This is a genomic window from Cryobacterium sp. Hh38, from assembly GCF_004403235.1.
Lineage (GTDB): Bacteria > Actinomycetota > Actinomycetes > Actinomycetales > Microbacteriaceae > Cryobacterium > Cryobacterium levicorallinum.
In genome coordinates this window covers 111,433-131,173 of the sequence record NZ_SOHD01000008.1, presented here as the reverse complement: position 1 = coordinate 131,173, position 19,741 = coordinate 111,433, and the positions used below count along the sequence as shown (strand labels likewise).

Genomic DNA, 19,741 nt, shown 5'->3' with positions numbered 1-19,741 from the left:
CTCGGTTTTTCGTGCCAGACAAATTTATGACGGATACCAGCGGATGAGCTGGCGCGGGTCACAGATGTCGGTAGATGTCCGCCGGAGAGAGGCCCTTCGCGATCATCATGACCTGCAGGTGATAAAGCAGCTGGGAGATTTCGGCAGATGTTTCATCATCGCTCTGAAACTCGGCGGCCATCCACACTTCGGCCGCTTCTTCGACGATCTTCTTGCCAATGGCGTGCACGCCGGCGTCGAGTTCACGAACGGTGCCGGAGCCTTCCGGGCGGGTGCGGGCCTTGTCGCTGAGTTCTACGAACAGGTCATCGAAAGTTTTCACGAGTCTAGGTTACCCGCCCGTGACGGTGACTCGCCGCGCGTTCGCGCAGCAGGCCGATCTGAGCGGCCGGATTCTCGGCCCCGAACACACTGGACCCTGCCACGAAGGTGTCGGCACCGGCTCGGGCTGCGATCTCGATGGTCTGCGCGGTGATGCCGCCGTCGACCTGCAGCCAGACGTCGAGTCCGGTCTTCTCCACCTGTGATCGCAGCTGGGAAAGCTTCGGCATGGTCTCTTCCATGAAGCTCTGGCCGCCAAAACCGGGCTCGACGGTCATCACGAGCACCTGGTCGAACTCGTCGAGCAGGTCGAGGTACGCCGTGACGTCGGTACCGGGCTTGAGCGCGATGCCGGCGCGGGCGCCGATCTGCCGCAGCCGCCGGGCCAGCGCCACCGGCTCGGTCGTCGCCTCGGCGTGAAAGGTGACCGCGTAGGCTCCGGCCTCGGCGTAGCCGGGCGCCCACCGTTCCGGGTCGTCGATCATCAAGTGGATGTCCAGCGGCAGCGGCGACACCTGCTGCAGCCGCTCGACCATGCCGAGCCCGAAGGTGAGGTTCGGCACGAAGTGGTTGTCCATGATGTCGACGTGCACGAGGTCGGCGGAGCGGATGCGGAAAAGCTCGCTCTCAAAGTTGGCGAAATCGGCGGCGAGGATGCTCGGATTAATACGGGTAGCCATCCCTTCAGCTTATCGAGCTTGAAGGAGCCGCTCGGCGCGTCGAGCCTTCAAACCGGGCAGAGCGCTAGCCCTGCACCAGGCGCTCGTACCAGGCCAGGGCGGACTGGTCGGTGAGGCTCGCGACCTGGTCGACGATGACGCGCTTGCGGGCGGCATCGTCGGCGGCGGCCTGCCAGTCTTCGCGAAAGCCGGGGTCGAGGTGTTCGTCGCCGGACTGGTGCAGGGTTTCGGCGAGCAGGGTGAGCACCTGGCGCTGCTGCACGTAGATGGGCTTGCGGGTATTGCGGGTCATGACGAAGGCCGCGACAATGCCCTTGAGCACCGAGATTTCGGCCTGGATCTCCCGCGGCACGATCACATTCGCCCCGAACCGCAGCATGTTCGCACCGGGGTGTGCTTCTTTGGTGGCGTGTACGGCAGCACTGCTGAACCGGCCGATGAGCTGGCTGGTGAGGTTCTTGAGGTGGCCCTGGTCGCGTCGCCCGGCGGTCCAGGAGTCCATCCAGACATCGAGGGAGTCGAGCCGGTTGAACGCGGTCGCCAAGTCCTCCGCGCTGGTCTGGTCGCCGATCCACTCCGACATGGTGGCGAGGAGTTCGTCGTGATCTGCGCGGCTGCTCAGGGCTGCCACGTCGACGTAGCCGTTGACGATGGCGTCTTCGAAGTCGTGCACGCTGTACGCGATGTCGTCGGAGAGGTCCATCACCTGGGCTTCGATGCAGAGTTGTCGGTCGGGCGCTCCCTCGCGCAGCCACTCGAACGCGGCCAGGTCGTCCTGGTAGAACCCGAACTTGGCCCGCCCGCTCGGGTCATAGACCGAGGATCCTTCTGGCCAGGGATACTTGCAGCTTGCGTCGAGGCTCGCCCGGGTCAGGTTGAGTCCGTAGCTTCGCCCGTCGGGTCCAAACACCTTCGGCTCGAGCCGGGTGAGCAATCGCAGGGTCTGCGCGTTCCCCTCGAAGCCGCCGATGTCTTCCGACCACAGGCTGAGCGCCTTCTCGCCGTTGTGTCCAAAGGGAGGATGCCCGATGTCGTGCGCGAGGCAGGCGGTATCGACGATGTCGGGGTCGACGTTGAGGCGGGAGGCGATCTCCCGCCCGACCTGGGCGACCTCGAGCGAGTGGGTCAGTCGGTTGCGGGCAAAGTCGAGCCCCGCCGTGGGACTGAGGACCTGCGTCTTGGCCGCGAGGCGCCGCAGAGCGCTCGAGTGCAGCAGTCGGGCGCGGTCGCGGGCAAAGTCACTGCGCCGCGAGTAGTGCTCTTCGGGAAACCAGCGGGCCTCGTCGGTCTCGCTGTATCCGGTTTTGTTAGCCACCGCTGGTATCCCCTTCGCCCTCGGTCAAATTCAGTCGCTCCGCCCCGAAAAGATCCTGAGACTCGAGCCAGTGCTCGGGCAGCGACGGTTTCTTCGGTGTTCCCGCGCGCCCGCGCGGGCCCTCAACGTCTGAGCCCGGGTAAGGCAGCGAGGCGTCGAGGGTGCCGAGCAGGTCGTCGAGCTGCGCGAGAGACTGCACCATCGCCAGGCTCGCGCGCAGATCGCCGCCGACCGGGTAGCCCTTGAAGTACCAGGCGACGTGCTTGCGAATATCGCGGCAGGCCCGGTCTTCGCTGTCGAAGTATTCGGTGAGCAGTTCGGCGTGGCGGCGGAAGGCGTTGATGACCTGGCCGAGCCCCGGTTCGGCTTTGAGTTCCTGACCGCGAAATGCAGCGGCGAGGTCGCCGAACAGCCACGGACGGCCGAGGCAGCCGCGCCCGACGACGACGCCGTCGCATCCGGTTTCACTGACCATGCGCAGGGCGTCGTCGGCCGACCAGATGTCGCCGTTGCCGAGCACCGGCACGTCACTGATGGCGTTCTTGAGCTTCTCAATTGCCGACCAGTCGGCGTGGCCGGAGTAGAACTCGGCGGCCGTTCGGCCGTGCAGGGCGATGGAGGCGACGCCGGCTCCGGCGGCGGCCTTGCCAGCCTCAATGTAGGTGAGGTGGTCGGCGTCGATGCCCTTGCGCATCTTGACGGTCAGCGGAATCGGCCCGGCCGCAGTCACTGCGGCCTCCACGATCTGACGGAACAGGCCGATCTTCCACGGCAGGGCAGCTCCCCCGCCCTTGCGGGTGACCTTGGGAACCGGGCAGCCGAAGTTGAGGTCGATGTGATCGGCACGGTCCTCAGCGACGAGCATGGTCACGGCCTCGGACACCGTTTTCGGGTCAACACCGTAGAGCTGAATGGAGCGGGTGGTTTCGCTCTCATGATGGGTGATCAACCGCATGGTCTCGGTGTTGCGTTCGACGAGCGCGCGCGAAGTGATCATCTCGCTCACAAACAGTCCAGCGCCGTATTCGCGGCACAGCCGGCGATATGCGGTATTGGTGATGCCGGCCATCGGCGCGAGCACCACGGGCACGTCAAGCGTGAGCGGGCCGATACTGAGCGGACCAACGGCCAATTGGTCGATCGGCGCCCGCTGGTCGTAGGCGGAAGTAGGTGAAGTCATGGTGGGTCAATTCTCCCAGAAAGCGCGTGGTGCTCCGAATCCTCTGCATCGCGGATGCCGGGCGCACACAAAAACGCAGCTGCCGCGCCCGGAAAGGGGCGTACGGCAGCTGCGCTGTTGACGAAATGGGCTCAGATCAGCTGCAGCAGCCGCCACCGCAGCAGGAGCCAGCGGCTTCGTCGGTCGCGGTCGCAGCACCCAGGAGCTCGATGGTGGGACGACCGGCAGCGTCGGTGAAGACGGGCGGGGTAGTGATGGTGTCAGTCATGAGTTATCTCCTTGAATCAATTGGGTGAAACGGTGAAGTCTGCGGGTACAGCTGGTTGCTTACCCGTCAGGCTACGCGAGTTCGCTGGGTATCGGGTTACGCGGGGACGTCGTCGACCCCGTCCCCGGTCTTGGCCGAGCGGTCGGCGCGGGCCTGGTCGAGCGCCTGAGTGAACGCCGTCGGATCCTGCGCGCCGGAAATGCCGTAGCGGCCGTCGATCACGAAGAACGGAACGCCCTGGATGCCGTAGGCGCCGGCCTGTGCCACGTCGGCCTTGACCGCGGCGAGGTGCTCGTGGGCGGTGAGTGACCGCACGACGTCGGCTCGGTCGAGTCCGATCTCGGCGGCGAGGTCGGCGAGGTCTTCGATCCGGCCAACGTGGCGGCCATCGATGAAGTAGGCCTTGAGTAGGCGTTCCTTCATCTCGAGCTGACGGCCGTGCGCCTTGGCGTAGTGCAGTAGTTCGTGCGAAATGACCGTGTTGGTCTGGTGCACGGAGTCGTAGTCGTAGTGCAGGCCAACGCTCTCGGCGATGCCGGTGACACGCTCGAGCATCTGCTCCACCTCGGCGAGGGGCATACCCTTCTTCTCACTGAGGTACTGCACAGGCGTTCCGGCGTAATCGACCGGGGTATCGGGTGAAAGTTCAAAGCTGTGATACTCGACCTCGACGGTCCCGTCGAACTGGGCGACACCGGCCTCAAACTTACGTTTACCGATGTAGCACCAGGGGCATTGCACATCGGACCAGATGTCCACCTTGATGGTGTCGGTGCTCACGGATGCGGACGCTTCGGTACTAGTTGTATCAGTCACACTCGGGCCAACGGGGCACAGGGCCCCGGTATTCCCCAACCGAAATATTCAGGCCGTCGGGGTGTCGACCGCTCCGCCATAACGACGGTTGCGGGCGGCATACAGCTCGACCGCGTGCCACAGGTCGACTCGGGTGAAGTCCGGCCACAGGGTATCGAGAAAAACCATCTCGGCATAGGCGCTCTGCCAAAGCATGAAGTTGCTGGTGCGCTGCTCCCCCGAGCTGCGCACGAACAGGTCGACGTCGGGCAGCTCGGGCACGTACAGCTGCTTGGCGATGGTTTTCTCGGTGATTCCCGACGGCTTCAGCCTGCCGGCGGCGACATCCTCGGCCAGCGCGCGCACGGCATCCGCGATCTCGGTGCGCCCGCCATAGTTCACGCACATCGTGAGGGTGAGTACGTCATTGCCCGCGGTGAGTTTCTCGGCAAACTGCAGCTCGTTAACAACGGATGCCCACAGCTTCGGCTTGCGCCCGGCCCACCTGACCCGCACGCCCCACTCGTTGAGCTGATCGCGGCGGCGGTGCAGCACGTCCCGGTTGAAGCCCATCAGAAAACGCACCTCATCGGGCGAACGCTTCCAGTTTTCGGTAGAGAAGGCATACACGCTGAGCTGTTTGACGCCGATCTGGATGGCTCCGGCGACGACGTCGAGCAGGGCTGCCTCGCCGGCCTTGTGCCCTTCGATCCGGGTGAGGCCCCGGCCGTTGGCCCAGCGGCCGTTGCCGTCCATGACTACGGCGACATGCTCCGGCACGACCTTTCGGGGCAGATCGGGCGGGTACAGGCCGGTCCAGTCGAGCGGTTTGAACGCGACGGCGTCCTTGTGGGTGAACGGTTTATGGCCGAACAGGCCGGCCATCATCGGGCGACGTGTTCCAGCGAGCGAAGCCCGCGGCCCAGGTGCCACTGGGTGTAGGCGGCGACGACTCCGGCGGCCTGGTTTTGCGTGCGATCTGGGCTCGCCGCGGCGTGCTCCCAGTCGCCGGTGAGCAGGGCGCTGAGTAGGCCGATCGTCGCTGCGTCGAGCCGCGGCGACCCGGGTGGGGCGCAAGAGTCGCAGACGATGCCACCGAGCTGCACGACCATGGCCGAGTGTTGCCCGCCATCACTTGACTGCGTGGCGCCGCAGCGGGCGCAGTCCTGAAAGCTCGGCGCCCAGCCGGCCATCGATACGGCACGTAATAAATAGGAGTTGAGGGTGAGGTGGGAGCCGTGCTCCTGCCGGGACAGCGACCGCAGCGCACCGACGAGCAGCAGGTATTGCTGCAGCGACCCCTCGGATTCGGTGAGTTTGTCGGCCGTTTCGACCATGACGCTCGCCGCGGTGTAGCTGCCGTAGTCGGCCGTGATCAGGGCGCCGTAGGAGCCGAGGGACTCGGCCTGCGTGATGATGTCGAGGCTGCGGCCCTCGTACAGCTGCACATCGGCGACCATGAACGGCTCCAGCCGGGCGCCGAACTTGGAGCCGGTGCGGCGCACGCCCTTGGCCACGGCGCGCACCTTGCCGTGCGCGCGAGTGAGCATGGTGACGATGCGGTCGGCTTCACCCAGCTTGTGGGTGCGCAGCACAACGGCTTCATCTCGGTAGACAGGCACAGGTAATTATCCCACTCTGTCGCGCAGACTTCGGTCACGGCTCGAGTACCTGTCAAACGGATGCCTCCGGTCGCTGAAAATGTGTCACGAGTCGCATCAGACTCTGGTCTTTCCGGGCAGATGGGGGGAAACTTAGAGCACGTAGTCCCCGTGGTATGGAGGTTTTTCATGAAACCAGTCCAGGGCAGTCTGCCCGACATTATGCCCGTGCTGTCGAGAGGCAAGCACCGCACTCCGAAAAGTGGCGGCTGCTTCATGGAGTTCGCCTCCTACCTCGCCGGCGAGTCCTGGAGCGACCACCCGGCCTGCACCCACCCGGTGCTGGCCTCGCTCGCCCGGATGGTCAACGATTGCACTTCCGACGATGCCAGGTCACGACTCGCCCTGCTGATTCCGTCGGTCATCGGCCTGACCAGTTCCGATCAGCGCATCGACAAGCGAATCGAAATCGTGGTCGCCCTGCGCGCTGGCTGCGAAGCCCTTCCGACAGCGAGCCTGGAACGCCAGCGCGCGCTCGCCGTGGGCGTGCTGACCTGCGAGCGGAACGCATCCGTTCTTGACCCGCAGTTCGCCGAGCGGGTCGGCCCGCTCATTCGGACTGCTCTGCAAAAAGCGCCAGACGCCGAACGGTGGGCGCGTGACTTCCTTGGCAGCGTGCATTCCTGGTCGCACACCAAGTTCACGCCGCGCACCGCCGACACGATCATTCGCGTCGCCGTGCAGGGCATCAGCGAGGCGTGTATTTCCGACCCGGACGCCCGGCTGTATGTCCTGCTGGACCATGCAATCAACGATTGTCGCGTCCTCCTCGGCACCCGTACACCAGACCGAACGGCGCAACTGCCAGCCCTGGCTTAGTACCCAGCACACAGCCAGGCCCCCGACCGCACCCGGATGGTGCAACGAAAGCCCAGACTGCAGAGTCTGGGCTTTCGTGTGTTGCGTTTGAGCGGATGCTGTCAGCTTAGACGGCGGACAGCTCCCGGTCGCCGACCTCGGCGCGAATGCCGCGGTTGACGGCGGAGACAACCGACTTGAGCGAAGCGGTGGAAATGTCCGCGTCGATGCCGACGCCCCAGTAACGCTTGCCGTTCACGTCGAGCTCGACATAGGCGGCAGCCTGGGCGTCGCCCCCGGCCGACAGCGCGTGCTCGACGTAGTCGTAGAGCGTGATCGCGATGCCGCGCTCGGCCATGACGCCGAGGAACGCGTTGATCGGGCCGTTGCCGGGGCCGGTGGCCTGCGCCACGGTGTCGCCGTCACGAAGTTCGACCGCGAGGTCGACGGTGCCGGACAGGTCGCTTGAGGTGCGCGTGGAGTGCAGTTCAAACCGGCCCCACTGGGCTTCCGGGTTCTTGACCGTAGCCGGCAGGTACTCGTCGTTGAAGATGTCCCAGATCTGCTCGCTGGTGACCTCGCCACCCTCGGCATCCGTTTTGGCCTGCACGACGCCAGAGAACTCGATCTGCAGCTTGCGTGGCAGGTCGAGGGCGTGGTCGGTTTTGAGCAGGTAAGCGACGCCGCCCTTGCCGGACTGCGAGTTGACCCGAATCACAGCCTCATAGCTGCGGCCGAGGTCCTTGGGGTCGATCGGCAGATACGGAACGGCCCAGACCAGGTCGTTGACCGTGCAGCCCTGTTTGGCGGCATCGGCATCCATCGCTTCGAAGCCCTTTTTGATGGCGTCCTGGTGCGAACCGCTGAACGCGGTGAAGACGAGGTCGCCAGCCCACGGGTTGCGCTCGGGCACGGGCAGCTGGTTGCAGTATTCCGCGGTGCGCTTGATCTCGTCGATGTTGCTGAAGTCGATCTGTGGGTCGATTCCCTGCGTGAACAGGTTCACGCCGAGGGCGACGAGGTCGACGTTTCCGGTGCGCTCACCGTTGCCGAACAGGCAGCCTTCGATGCGGTCGGCACCGGCCAGGTAGCCCAGTTCGGCGGCGGCAATCGCGGTGCCGCGGTCATTGTGTGGGTGCAGTGAGATCAACACGTTCTCGCGCTGGGTCAGGTGACGGCTCATCCACTCAATGGAATCGGCGTACACATTGGGCGTGGCCATTTCGACGGTCGCCGGCAAGTTGAGAATGACTTTGCGCTCCGGGGTCGGCTGCAAAATCTCGATGACCTGGTTGGAGATGTCAACGGCGAAGTCGAGTTCGGTGCCGGTGAAGCTCTCGGGCGAGTACTCGTAGTAGATGGTCGTGCCGGGAATGGTCGCTTCCATCTGCTTGCACAGGCGGGCCCCGAACAGGGCCAGATCGACGATGCCCTGCTTCTGCTCGCGAAACACCACCTCGCGCTGCAAAATACTGGTGGAGTTATAGAAGTGCACGATGGCCTGTTTGGCGCCGGTGATCGACTCGTAGGTGCGCTTGATCAAATGTTCGCGAGCCTGGGTCAGAACCTGGATCGTAACGTCGTCGGGGATGGCGTTCTCGTCGATGAGGCTGCGCACGAAGTCGAAGTCGGTCTGGCTCGCCGAGGGAAAGCCCACCTCGATCTCCTTGTAGCCCATGCGCACGAGCAGGTCGAACATGATGCGCTTGCGCTCGGGGCTCATCGGGTCGATGAGCGACTGGTTGCCGTCCCGCAGGTCGACCGCGCACCAACGCGGTGCAACCGTGATGCGTTTACTCGGCCAGGTACGGTCGGGCAGCTCGACGGCGAACTGCTCGTGGTACGGGCGGTAGCGGTGAATCGGCAGGGTGGACGCGGTCTGATTGTTCTTCATGATCCTGTTTCCTCGTGGGTGTCGCACAGCCAACGACGAACGCCGCGACGAGGGAGGCCTTTAGATTAGGACCCGTCGCGGCAGCTAAGGAGGAGCGCACCGTTCAACACATTTTCAGGCTAGCACCGTTTGGCCTGGTTTCGACCACGTCGTGTCAGAGGGCCACTGCCAGCGGATGCTACTGGCTCAGTCCCCGCGCCAACGTCACCACTTCCCGCACCGACAGGCTGGGAAGGTAGGCACGAGCGAGCGCGAGGCCGATCTCGGGCAGCGCGACCGGATCCGGGAACGACATGAAGACCGGCGCGAACTCCGGCTGGAACTTGTTCTTGAACAAGAGCAATGACCGAAACCCGTACACCGGCTCGAGCGTGCGACCGAGATAGTCGAGCAGGCCGGCGGCAATACCGCCCTGCCGCGGGCCGGATACCGGCGCGAGCGGCGCCACCGACAGGCTCAGAAACTCGACCTCGGGGCGCTCCTGCATGCGCTCCGCGGTTTGCGCGATCAGAAATTCCATCACTCCGTTGATGCTGTCCGGTCGCCGCCGCATGAAATCAAGGGTCCAACCGATGATCTCGCCGTCTCGGCGGGTGGGCAACCAACTGGTCACGGCGTGCACCCGCTCCGCACTGTCGACGGCGAGCATGAGGCGCACCTCCGGGTCGTGCAGTTCATCGAGCCCGCCGAGGGTGAACCCGAGTTCGGGGAGTTCCTTTTCCTGCACCCACTGCTCGGAGATTTCTGCGATTTGGGCCGCCGCGGTGAGGGACAGCGACCGGTAGGTGGTCCACTCTGCTCGCACCCCGGCTCGATCGGCGCGATTGATTGACGAGCGAATGTCCTGCCACTTCCTTCCGGTCGTGCTCCAGGTGCTCGGCCGCAGGAGCGTCTCCTCCCCCACCTGCATGGTGGGCCAGCCCATAGCGACGAAAACACTTTTCCAGCTGTCGTGCAGGCTGTAGAACACCGAAACCCAGCCGTGGTCGTCGCACATCCGGGCGAAAAACGCGACCGCTTCGGCGGCTTCCGAGCGCGGCCCGATCGGTTCGGACGTTGTGATGGCGATGCCATTGACCACGCGGTAGGCGATGGCCGTTCGTCCGCTCGCGCTGAACCAGAGCGAGTTCCCTCTCCAGGTGGCCATAAACCCGAGCGACCCGCCGCCGAAGGTGCTGAGCAGCGTGCGCAAGCGTGCCGAAGCGTCGACGCTGGGACCGACCGCTACGCTGCGCAGGGCCACGATCGCGCCGACGAAGACGATGATCCAGAACACGGCACCGACGCTGTCATAGAGCGTGGTGGCCAGGGCGTCATTGGGCAGAAAGGACACCCGTTCGAGCCGGAGAAAGCCGACCGGGATGAACCGCTCAGGGACATCCGCTATTAAATCGAACAATGTGACGCCGGGCCGAAAATGGGTCCGGAGCAACCAGCCCAGGCCCACGTAGGCTGCGGCGAGGCCGGTGAAACTTCCGACGGTAACGAGCAGAAACCGGTGCCACTGGCCGGTGCGGGTAGCGACCGGAAAGTGACGCAGATTGGCCAGGATGACCACTGCGACCAGGAGCGGAACGAGCACCGACACTCCGAGAATAAGGGTGACCTCCCAATAGCGACCGGACTGCCACTGCCAGACGTAGGGTTGCCCGGAGATCGGCAGCAGCCCGTAATACCAGGCGGCAAGCAGCGCGAGCCCGGCGTTGAGGGTGATGGCGAGCCAGGCGGCGAACCGGCGGCCGCGAGCCAGCCCGAAGGCGGCAACGACGAGGGTGAGCAGGGGAAGTAGGCTCACCAGCACCGGGCCGGCCCCGCCGATGCGTTCGAGGCTGAGCTCCTGCACACACTGCCGGGTGATGTCGCCCAGCAGGCAGCGGTCGACGACGTCGCCAGCCGTCGGTACGTCTTGGGTGAGCAGCAGGCCGAGCGGTGCGAGCGGGCCGTACCGGGCGCCGGAGAAGATGGTGATGACCGGCCCGACGGCGACCATGCCCACGATCGCCGCGAGCAGGGTGCGGGATTCGTGATCGGAGCTGCGCCGCCAGGCGCTCAACGGCCGAATCGGTCGACTCCGCCAGCCAACCCCGAACCAGCCAACGCCGAGCCCGACCAGCACGGCGAGCAGACGGTACAGGTCGGACGGTTGGCCGGAGTACAACACCAGCACCAGCACGGTCGACACCCCGAGCACACGAATACGACGACGCCAGAGCGGCCCGGCGAAGAAACTGGCCGCCAGCGCGCTTCCGAAGATCGGAGTGAACGGGTCCATCGCCCAGAGTTCGCTGACTCCGCGCGACCACATCTCCCCGCCGGCAACGCCGAGGAATTGCGCACCGATGCCGATCGTCGCGCCGAGAATGGCGGTGACGAGAAAGGCGATCGCGGTGCGGCACGTTCCCATCAGCCGTTCGGCGAAGCCGAGCACGATCAGCGTTCCGGCCAGCGCGAGCAGTAGTTCGGCGCCGTCGTCGACGAAGAACACCGAGGTCAGCGGTGACCACCAGTGGCCGTGGTCGATGACCGATTCGTAGCCGGTACCGAGCAATAAGCGGATGCTGCGCGCCGGTCCCGAGATCACTCCGGTCGCGAGGCCCACCGCGAGGAGTGCGGCGGCGTAGCCGACGGCGAACGGTCGCTGCCGCGCCCATCGGATCGACGAGCGCAGTGCGGAACCCGAGCCGGGCCTGCCTGGGTCGCTCGTGGTGGCGTCGGATTTGAGACTGCCGGTGGTCACTGGGTCATCGCAATCATGGCGGGCGCGAGCAGTGCGGTGCGCGCGGCGATGATCGGCAGCGCGGTGGTCCAGGCGTAGTCGACGGTATGCCAGTCGTGGGCGGTACCGGGTGACTCGAAGAGGTGAGTGTCGACGCCGGCGCGCTGGGCGGCATCCGCTACCGCGCGTATGCCGGGGAGAAAGCGAATATCGTCGTCACCGACCACGAAGATCGCACCGAACCCGGCGTAGGGCGCGTGGGTGGCGAGGATGGCGGTCGGCGCAGCGGTCGCATAGCGGGAAACGCTGCCGCCGAAACCGGATTGCACGGTGTGCGCCTCGCTTCCGTTGCTGGGAACGAGCTCTCCCGAGATGTCCAAAATCGTACTGAATACTTGGGGGTGTGCCGCGCCGAGTTGTATGGAGCAGGTGCCTCCCTGGGAAAACCCGGCGATGGTCCATCCGGCCGGCTGGGCGGCAACGTGCAGGTGAGACTTGATCCAGGCTGGAACGTCGATGGTGAGGTAACTGGCCGAGTTGCCGAGCGCGGAGTCGACGCACATCGGGTTGTTGCCCGGCGCGCCGAGTTGATCGGGAACAACAAGGATCGGGGCGAGACCGGAATGCGCCCGAGAGTAGGTGTCGAGAATGCTCGCCAGATGACCGGCCGTGAACACGTCGCTGGGGCTTCCGGGCTGACCGGAGAGCATCTCGACCACGGGCAGGGCCGGTGGGTACGGGAGCTGCGCCGCTGGCGGCAGATAGACCAGCGCGTCCCGGGCGGCGAAACCGGATTCCGTGGCTGGAATGCTGACCGTGCCCACGACACCGGTACCCTCGGCTGCGAGGCCGGTGGCATTCGCTGAGTCGGGATGTGCCGCTCTGGTCTGTGCGTCCGGGGCCTGTGCAGCTGCGAGGGCCTCGTCGAGCGGCGGGTAGCTCGCGAGCCCGAGGGCGACACGCAGCGTCGGAAACTGGCCGACGTCAGCGTTGATTCCCGCTGCGGCGCTGAGCAGACAGAGTCCGATAGCGCACACCGCTACGACGCGGCGCCAACGCACCTGGCCGCGCAGGTTCAGCACTACCACGGCAAGACTGGCCCCCAGGGCGGCGGTCCACAGCCGGGTTCCGGTAGAAAGAGACACTCCCCACGGGTCCCAGACATCGCTGATGAACCAGGCCAGCGCCCAGCCGACAGCCGCGCCCACGACGGCACCGATGACGGTGACGATGGCCCGGCGAACGCCGGTCGGGCCGAGCAGCACGAGCAGCAGCGCAAGGCCGGTTGCCGCGTAGAGGATGGTGAGGAGGGGAAGGCCGACGAGGTCCAGATCGAGCGGGTTGACGCCCGAGAGCAGCGAGTTCATTCAGATCCTCCGCTCTCACTTTGGCACCACCGGCACATTCCTGCGCGGGTCGTGCTGAGTTATCAGCCCGTGTTCGGCGAAACCACGGCTGGCGCTCGGCTCACACCCAGCCCGCGGGCGGATGCTTCCCCGCCGTCTCTCTACTGACGCTCCCCAGCAGGCTCCTAGCGCAGGTCGCGCAGGCGGTCAGTGATGCTGTTCTCTTCCCCCGACCTGCGCTCATAGGTGACGGCGATGATGAGGAGCACGGCGCCGACAACGGCCAGGGTGATCCACCACGGCATCGACTCGATCCCCCGACCGATCTGCACGAGAAAGACCAGAACGTTCTCGAGCGGAAGCACGACGATTCCGATCAGGAACGGCGCTGCGAGCTTGAGACTCGAGCCGCTCAGGATGGCGACGAGCGCAATGACGATCACGAGGATCGCCCGCCAAGTCTGTGGGTCGGTGAAAGTGGCCGCTACCGATGCCACGAGCAGGGTCACGACGCCGGGGGCGAGCAGCGGCCACGAGCCGTACCAGCCGGCTGGCCAGCCGGTCACCGTGCCGTCTTGCCTGCTGCCGCTGTCTGGCTGCTGGCGGGCAGCATCCGCTCGCGCACCAGTCAGGACTACGGCGCCGGCCGCAATCAAGAAGAACCCCAGCGGCAGGGAGAACCACTCGACCCGCAGCTCGCGCGGACTCCACGCCACGATCGCGGTGAGGAACGCGATCGCGAAGACGAACCACACGGGTGGAAGGCTGCTCGGCCGGTTACGCAGCCGCCAAGCGATGACGACGACGGCTAGGAGGTAGGCGAGCATGAGGGACCACATCATCCAGATCGTGAACCAATCGCGCTCGATCGAGGGCCAGGTGGCGACTGCGACGTAGACCGCCGTGGGCGCGTACAACCAGCGGGTGCGGGATAACCGCGACCCCTGCGGGGCGATCCTGAGGATGGCTCGAGCGCCGAGGGCTGCAGGCAGTGCACCGGCGAGGCCGATTGCGAGGCTGAGCAGAACGAGCGGCACTCCACCGGCCAGGATCGGGTCGGCACCGAGACCGAATCTCGCCCCCTGAATGGCACCGGCCGCCCCGGCAGCGATCGCGACCCCCAAAGTCGGCCGTTGCAGGACTCGAAGGTATTCGGCGCGCGCGGAAGCGCCCCGGCCGAGCAGCATGCCGAGGCCGAGGCCGAGCAGCATGCCGAGGCCGAGCAGAAGCCAGGACCCCGCGATCAGGCCGTAACCACGCCACGGCGCCAGCGCGGCCGTTCCCGAGCCGGATACTGTCACAATCACCAGGATGGGTGCGACGGCCACGACCAGACCCGCCGCGTACAGCGACACGGCGCGGGAACCGCGTGCCGTGAGGATCAGGCCGACAGTCGCGGCGGCCAGGCTCGGTGGCAGCAGGTAGGGTTCGAGCACGCCGATTCCGGCGATGGCCCACAGACACCAGAGCGCACCCGTGAATGAGGCAGCGGCGACCCACCACCCGTAGCGGCGCTGTGCCCACAACGATGTGGCCGCGGCACCGAGCCCGAGAACGAGCAGCACGATGAAGGTGGTCGGCAGCCCGGCAGCGACGCGCACGAGCGCCAGAGCGACCGCGATCGCCGCGGTGAGCAGTGTGGAGGCTTCAATCGCGATCCGGGCAGCTGCCGCATCCCGCGTACCAATTCCCTGCTTGCCCAGCATCGACCGGATCAGGCCGGTGCTCGGAAGCACGACGGCGACAATTACGGCGACAATCGGCAAGGTCACCGGTGACGCGCTGCCAAGCAGCACCTGCGCGCCGAGGCAGATCACCACAACAGCAAGTGACGGAACGAGGAGTCCGGCGGCGATCGCACGGAGCACGAGGCCCAGGCCGGCACGCCGCGTGTTGAAGAGGGTGAGTGCCAGAAGAAAGATGAGGGCGGTCGAGAAAGCTGTCCAGCCGCTGCGCTCGAAAAGCACCTGCGCAACCCCGATCAGGAACGGCACCGACGTCACGACCAGAATCACGTACCACGCTGGTGCCGCCACCCGGCGGAGGAACGTCGCGGCGATGGCGCCGATCGAGCCGAGCGATGTGGTGAGGCAGAGCAACGCGATCGTGCCGATGCCCAGCAGGTCGAGCGCCACGCCGAAGACGAACAGTGCGTAGGCATAACCTGCACCGACGTGCAGAAATCGTGCCCGGGTCGGCACGGTTCGCGCGATGGCGGCGAGGGTCGCGACGATCGCGATGCCCGCCCAGACCGTGACAACGTCATCGACCAGGGAGCAGACCGTGGCCAGCAACACCGCGAAATGGGTGCCCAGCACGAGGGGTAGCCGCATCTTCAGGGCGGCGTTACCGATGCGCGGAACAGCGACGAGCGCGACGCTCGCCGCCACGGCCAGGCCCAGGGCGATCGCGATGCGCGACCACAGGGGCATAACGGGCTGACAGGCAAACGCCAGCCCGGCGAGGGCGGCGAGCCAGATCGCAATCGAGCCGGTCCACGCGGCCAGCTTGGGGGAAGCATCCATTCTGGCGCCATCACGGTGCCTGCTTATAATCGAGAACGCTCCGAGTCCGGCCGCCATGGCGCACAGGCCGAGCACAACGGCGAGAAAGCCGTGCGGGGGCATGAATCCGGTCGCGCCGCCGTCTGAGCCGGTCAGTGACGTGAGCACCGTGACGGCCCCGATCAACACCGCGGAGAGAACGGGCACGAGGACACTCACACCCGCAACCGCGAGCACGCCGCCCAGGAATGCTCGACGGTCGAGGGCGTGGGCTCTCGGAGCCAGCGCCTGGAGCACGAGCAGTGCGGCGGCCCCTGCTCCGGGGGCGACGGCCTGGTACCACTCGTCCGCGCCGTGCGCGCCGAGGTCGAGCGCGAAGGGCAAACTGACCGCGGCCGCCATCGCGGCGGCACCGGTGACGGCGCTCCAGAAGATTTTGGCGAGCTGCCGGGTCGTGAGCAGGGCGAGAACCGCGACGGCGGTCAGCACGGCGGTAATCGTCAACCAGTACTGGGTCGTGCTGGTGAATTCGATGAAGCCTATCTGGGCCAGCACGATGCCGGTCGCGAGGATCTGAATGGTCGCCAGTGTCACTCGCTCAGATACCAGGCGTGCATCAATCCGCCGCGCAAGCCCGGGTATGGTCGCGATCAAGGCCAGCGCGACAAAAGCTACTCCGAGGTGCCCCAGGGTTGCCGACAGTGTGGTTGCGCCCGCGTAGCCCAGCATCGCCGGAACGAGCGTGAGCGCGGCGAGCGAGATCCAGAGCCAGCCCCGAATTCGCGCGAGCGTCGCCATGACGACCATGACGCCTCCGCTGACCAGTGTTCCGGTGGCGGCGAACACCCACGGGCTGACTCCGGTCGGCGCCAGTTCCGAGAACGCGTAGACGTCGAGGGCGACGAAGACCATCCCAAGGCCACCGACGGCCTCCGCCGAGAATTGCAGCTGGCGACGGGCCAGCAACCAGCTGGCTCCGAGAAAGAGGAGCGTGACCAGGCCGACGATCACACTGCGCAGGGCGTGATCCCTGAGGTCAGGGTTGAAGAAGGTGAAGACGATCGCCGAAATCGCGAACAATCCAGCGCCCGCGACTGCGAGCACTGACTGCACCGTCGCGCTCGACCGCGAAATATTCGGGGTCGCAGCGCCCTTGCCAAATTGCGCGGGCATCCGTTGTGGAATCGGTGCCGATGTCGGTACGGCGCTGTCTTCGGTTTTGGTCGCACGGGACGGATGCGCCACGCGAACGAGTGCCTCCTGCCGCCTGACGAGCGCCGCAGCAGCCGCCCCGGAGGTGGACCAGAGCTCGGCCGCCGCAGCGCCAACCAGTTCGGCGCCGCATTTGCGGCACGGGCTATCGGGCAGTGCGATCCCGCAGACGGGGCACGACGTCCGGTCGAGTAGGTGACGAATCGCGACGTCATTCCAGGACTTGACAGCGCGTGGCACGGTCATGCCCCCGTTTGTGCTGTCGTGGCGGCCGCATCCTCTGGCACCCACATGAAGATGTCACCGGGCTGGCAGTCGAGCACGCGGCAGATCGCATCCAAGGTGGAGAAGCGCACGGCTTTCGCCCGACCGTTTTTGAGCACAGAAACGTTTGCCGGTGTGATGTCGATTGCGGCGGCAAAGTCGGCGACCGACATCTTCTTCCTGGCGAGTTCGACGTCGAGGTTGATGACGATGGGCATCAGACCACTTCCGCCAGGTCTTGTTCCAGCTTGGATGCCTTACGCAGGAGCCCGCGCATCACCACGATCATCAAAGCGAGTCCCGAGCCGATGACGATTCCGAGCGCGCACAGCATGATGACCGACGGCGAGGCAACACCGGCGACCGCAAGGGTGATGAACGATCCAAGGATGAGGAGGGTGGCCAAGGCGACTATGCCGAGGATGAAATTGACATACCTGAATGCGTTTACTCTGAAAATGATGGATGCCCGCACCAGCGACAGCAGCCGCCACACGCAGACGAGCGCGACCTGCACGCAGAGCAGGAACGCCACGGTGACAACGATCCCGGGCACCTGGAGGTAGTCGAGTTGGGTGGATTTTTCGACCATCTGCTGCGCGACCGCTGGAATAACGAAAACCTGGCACGCTAAAAGCAGTGCGATCAGTGCGAAAATGAGCGTTTTCAGGGTGATGATCGCCGTGCCATGCATGAAAATCCTATCGTTTATCGGTGTAAATCTATCGATAAACAATATACATAGATTTCCCACCGTTGACAGATCACTTGTGGCACGGGGCCGTTTGCGGGATCCGTCGCAGCTAGGCGTCGGAGATGCCGGATCGTAAATTCTGTTCACGAGGCTGGCTGCTTTTGAGCGCAAGTCGCTGTTCCTGAATGATGCGGCCACCGCAGGGCTGCCCGGTAGGTTCAATCCTTCCGCATGGGCGGACTGCGCGCGAGCCTGGTACGGGAGCGCCGCGCGGGAGCGGCCTGTGAGGCAAAAAAACCGCGATCAAACGGCCCTTAAAACATTTCTTTGGGTATTCTTTGCGAGTTTTCGCCGATTCAGTGCTTTTATGCGTGATTTTTCCTCGGGAATGTCGGTGGTCGGGTGTTGGGTTGAATTATGAACAACCTGGCGCTGGAGCTCACCCGGGTAGCGGTCGCTGTCGCCGCGCTCGGTGGCTCCAGTGCCGAGTTCGGCGGCCTGTCCGATGTGGCGGTGCTCGCGGCACGTGGTCCGATCGCCGACCTGTTGTGGCTGAGCAATACGGTCGCGGCGTTGCTGGCAGGCACGATCGCGCGCAGGTCCAGGCCGGAGTTGGGTCAGTCGGGGTTGGCGGCGCGGTACGTGCTTGGTAACCCGACCCTGATGGTGCAAGACGTCACCGGGCTGAGCCGCATGGAGGCCGGCCAACTGCTGGCCGTGGGCGTACTGATGAACGACACCGAAACCGCTGAACGGCGGGCGGCCGATGCTGCCCGGGAGGCTGAGCTGGCCGCGCAGGTTGCCGCCGAAGCAGTGGCGGAAGCCGAGCGGGAGGCTGCGCGGGCGGCGGCGCGGGCGGCGGCGTAGGCGAAGTTGCACCCGGATCTGCCGCCGCTACCCGCGGCCGTGCCCCGCCGCGACTCGGACTCGTCAGCGCGTCAAGGACGACCCGCGCACCCTGGACCAAATCGCCGCTGATTCCTTCACCCAGCTGCTCAAACTCGGCGCTGACGCCGACCCGAACACCATGTTCGGCGGCCGCCGCCCGGTCGTGCAGATCATCGTCACCAAACACGACCGCCCCACCACCATCCCCCACCCAATAGCCCGCCCGGCCGCTGGCCCTGCAAGCACAACGGGACCAGCCACTGGCCCTGTCCGCGCAGATGGCCCGATAACCGGGTCGGGCGCGCCGACTAGCACAGCACCCGCTCCGGTCGCCCCGACCGCGCCGACCGCGCCAGAAGCCCAGGCGACCGGGAGCACAGGGAGCAGCGATAGCACCGAAAACCCTGCGAACGCTCGGGGCGCCGACAAGGCGCCGAGTGGCACATTGGCGGGCAGCGGAACGGGCCGGATGGCGGCCCCCGGGCGGAGCGCTGAAACCACAAGTTCTACCGAACGCGCTAGCTCCCACCCCGTTTTCGGCTACCTCGAGGGAAACCCGGCGCCGGTGTCGGCGGAGACGATCGACCGGCACCTCTGTGACACCGGCTACCTCGGCATCTTGTTCAGTGAGTCCGGGCAACCACTCAACGTCGGACGAGAAGAACGTCTCTTCAACCGCGAGCAACGCCGGGCCCTCGCCGCGCGTGACGGCGGATGCCGCTGGCCCGGCTGCGACCAACCACCGTCGTGGACAGAGGCGCATCACATCGACATGTGGTCTGATCAAGGACTTTCCAACATCAACTTCGCCATAATGCTCTGTGCGCACCATCACCTGTTGCTGCACAACCGACGTTGGAAGATCTATCTCCAGGGTGGCGAGTACTGGCTGCAACCCCCGGTCGAGATCGACCCGGAACAGACTTTGATCTACCTGCCCAGCCAGAACCCGCTCCTGCAGGCACCCGAACAGCTTGACCTTCCGACGCCGGCTACCCCCGCGGCTGGTCAGGCAGATCGCGGCAAGTTACGGGATGGTGGTCTCGACGGGCTCGACCCGCGCACGGGGGACTACCCGCGACCGGGCTAACCAAATGACGACTACCGAAACTGACCCTTCGCGTTGGCTGGTCTCCTGCGCCTGGTGCCGCCAGCTGCGCGTTATAAGGTTTCGGCCTCCATCGCTCGTTCCTCGTTCCTCGCGC

17 protein-coding genes are annotated in these 19,741 nt (G+C 65.6%); 3 read left to right on the top strand and 14 right to left on the bottom strand.

Annotated features, from left to right (window positions below; all coding sequences use genetic code 11):
- Positions 1–58 precede the first annotated feature (58 nt).
- From E3T41_RS03990 to recO, 8 genes are all read right to left on the bottom strand, one after another.
- Positions 59–322: a phosphoribosyl-ATP diphosphatase gene (locus E3T41_RS03990; protein WP_092107778.1), complete on the bottom strand. Its 264-nt coding sequence runs from the start codon at positions 320–322 to the stop codon at positions 59–61.
- A gap of 4 nt (positions 323–326) precedes the next feature.
- Positions 327–1,001, bottom strand: coding sequence for a ribulose-phosphate 3-epimerase (gene rpe, locus E3T41_RS03985; RefSeq protein WP_134477430.1), 675 nt, complete (start codon positions 999–1,001; stop codon positions 327–329).
- A 64-nt stretch (positions 1,002–1,065) separates the two neighbouring features.
- Positions 1,066–2,316: a deoxyguanosinetriphosphate triphosphohydrolase gene (locus E3T41_RS03980; RefSeq protein WP_104132827.1), complete on the bottom strand. Its 1,251-nt coding sequence runs from the start codon at positions 2,314–2,316 to the stop codon at positions 1,066–1,068.
- A complete protein-coding gene (gene dusB / locus E3T41_RS03975) occupies positions 2,309–3,496 on the bottom strand; it encodes a tRNA dihydrouridine synthase DusB (protein WP_092448517.1) in 1,188 nt (395 codons plus the stop codon). The genes E3T41_RS03980 and dusB overlap by 8 nt, the downstream gene beginning before the upstream one ends.
- 136 nt (positions 3,497–3,632) lie before the next feature.
- Positions 3,633–3,764, bottom strand: a complete 132-nt coding sequence (locus E3T41_RS18730; protein WP_255411856.1) for a hypothetical protein — start codon at positions 3,762–3,764, stop codon at positions 3,633–3,635.
- Positions 3,765–3,860: 96 nt separating this feature from the next.
- Positions 3,861–4,580 carry a DsbA family protein gene (locus E3T41_RS03970; protein ID WP_241991021.1) on the bottom strand — a complete coding sequence of 240 codons (720 nt, stop codon included), beginning with the start codon at positions 4,578–4,580 and terminating at the stop codon, positions 3,861–3,863.
- A gap of 48 nt (positions 4,581–4,628) precedes the next feature.
- Complete coding sequence (locus tag E3T41_RS03965; protein ID WP_241991020.1) at positions 4,629–5,447, bottom strand: isoprenyl transferase; 819 nt, start codon at positions 5,445–5,447, stop codon at positions 4,629–4,631.
- The gene (gene recO, locus E3T41_RS03960; RefSeq protein ID WP_092448515.1) at positions 5,444–6,181 is read right to left on the bottom strand and encodes a DNA repair protein RecO; all 738 of its coding nucleotides are present in this window, start codon (positions 6,179–6,181) and stop codon (positions 5,444–5,446) included. Before recO ends, E3T41_RS03965 begins: the two co-directional genes overlap by 4 nt.
- A 168-nt stretch (positions 6,182–6,349) precedes the next feature.
- Here recO and E3T41_RS03955 point away from each other — a divergent pair, with 168 nt between their 5' ends.
- Positions 6,350–7,039: a hypothetical protein gene (locus tag E3T41_RS03955; RefSeq protein WP_198416385.1), complete on the top strand. Its 690-nt coding sequence runs from the start codon at positions 6,350–6,352 to the stop codon at positions 7,037–7,039.
- A 106-nt stretch (positions 7,040–7,145) separates the two neighbouring features.
- Here the strand turns inward: E3T41_RS03955 and leuA are convergent, their stop codons facing one another.
- The 6 genes from leuA to E3T41_RS03925 all read right to left on the bottom strand — a co-directional run bounded on the left by leuA (position 7,146) and on the right by E3T41_RS03925 (position 17,648).
- On the bottom strand, positions 7,146–8,912 hold the full coding sequence (gene leuA, locus E3T41_RS03950; RefSeq protein ID WP_104132831.1) for a 2-isopropylmalate synthase: 1,767 nt from the start codon (positions 8,910–8,912) through the stop codon (positions 7,146–7,148).
- A gap of 178 nt (positions 8,913–9,090) precedes the next feature.
- Positions 9,091–11,649: a DUF2156 domain-containing protein gene (locus E3T41_RS03945; RefSeq protein ID WP_241991019.1), complete on the bottom strand. Its 2,559-nt coding sequence runs from the start codon at positions 11,647–11,649 to the stop codon at positions 9,091–9,093.
- The gene (locus tag E3T41_RS03940) at positions 11,646–12,995 is read right to left on the bottom strand and encodes an esterase family protein (RefSeq protein ID WP_134477428.1); all 1,350 of its coding nucleotides are present in this window, start codon (positions 12,993–12,995) and stop codon (positions 11,646–11,648) included. The genes E3T41_RS03945 and E3T41_RS03940 overlap by 4 nt, the downstream gene beginning before the upstream one ends.
- A 164-nt stretch (positions 12,996–13,159) precedes the next feature.
- Positions 13,160–16,936 carry an SCO7613 C-terminal domain-containing membrane protein gene (locus E3T41_RS03935; protein ID WP_134477426.1) on the bottom strand — a complete coding sequence of 1,259 codons (3,777 nt, stop codon included), beginning with the start codon at positions 16,934–16,936 and terminating at the stop codon, positions 13,160–13,162.
- The gene (locus E3T41_RS03930; protein WP_092448510.1) at positions 16,933–17,172 is read right to left on the bottom strand and encodes a helix-turn-helix transcriptional regulator; all 240 of its coding nucleotides are present in this window, start codon (positions 17,170–17,172) and stop codon (positions 16,933–16,935) included. Before E3T41_RS03930 ends, E3T41_RS03935 begins: the two co-directional genes overlap by 4 nt.
- Positions 17,172–17,648: a DUF2975 domain-containing protein gene (locus E3T41_RS03925; RefSeq protein ID WP_134477424.1), complete on the bottom strand. Its 477-nt coding sequence runs from the start codon at positions 17,646–17,648 to the stop codon at positions 17,172–17,174. The genes E3T41_RS03930 and E3T41_RS03925 overlap by 1 nt, the downstream gene beginning before the upstream one ends.
- 417 nt (positions 17,649–18,065) lie before the next feature.
- Between E3T41_RS03925 and E3T41_RS03920 the strand changes: the two genes are divergently transcribed.
- Together E3T41_RS03920 and E3T41_RS03915 are read left to right on the top strand one after the other, a co-directional pair.
- Entirely contained in the window at positions 18,066–18,515 is a 450-nt protein-coding gene (locus tag E3T41_RS03920; protein ID WP_134477422.1) for a hypothetical protein, read from the top strand.
- A gap of 586 nt (positions 18,516–19,101) precedes the next feature.
- Entirely contained in the window at positions 19,102–19,626 is a 525-nt protein-coding gene (locus E3T41_RS03915) for an HNH endonuclease signature motif containing protein (RefSeq protein WP_370257020.1), read from the top strand.
- The last annotated feature ends 115 nt before the right edge of the window (positions 19,627–19,741 follow it).

Coding starts and splice junctions, on each gene's coding strand:
- rpe (WP_134477430.1), bottom strand. CDS start 1,001: ATGGCTACCCGTATTAATCCGAGCATCCTCGCCGCCGATTTCGCCAAC.
- E3T41_RS18730 (WP_255411856.1), bottom strand. CDS start 3,764: ATGACTGACACCATCACTACCCCGCCCGTCTTCACCGACGCTGCCGGT.
- E3T41_RS03965 (WP_241991020.1), bottom strand. CDS start 5,447: ATGATGGCCGGCCTGTTCGGCCATAAACCGTTCACCCACAAGGACGCC.
- E3T41_RS03920 (WP_134477422.1), top strand. CDS start 18,066: ATGAACAACCTGGCGCTGGAGCTCACCCGGGTAGCGGTCGCTGTCGCC.
- E3T41_RS03940 (WP_134477428.1), bottom strand. CDS start 12,995: ATGAACTCGCTGCTCTCGGGCGTCAACCCGCTCGATCTGGACCTCGTC.
- leuA (WP_104132831.1), bottom strand. CDS start 8,912: ATGAAGAACAATCAGACCGCGTCCACCCTGCCGATTCACCGCTACCGC.
- dusB (WP_092448517.1), bottom strand. CDS start 3,496: ATGACTTCACCTACTTCCGCCTACGACCAGCGGGCGCCGATCGACCAA.
- E3T41_RS03930 (WP_092448510.1), bottom strand. CDS start 17,172: ATGCCCATCGTCATCAACCTCGACGTCGAACTCGCCAGGAAGAAGATG.
- E3T41_RS03935 (WP_134477426.1), bottom strand. CDS start 16,936: ATGACCGTGCCACGCGCTGTCAAGTCCTGGAATGACGTCGCGATTCGT.
- E3T41_RS03925 (WP_134477424.1), bottom strand. CDS start 17,648: ATGCATGGCACGGCGATCATCACCCTGAAAACGCTCATTTTCGCACTG.
- E3T41_RS03955 (WP_198416385.1), top strand. CDS start 6,350: ATGAAACCAGTCCAGGGCAGTCTGCCCGACATTATGCCCGTGCTGTCG.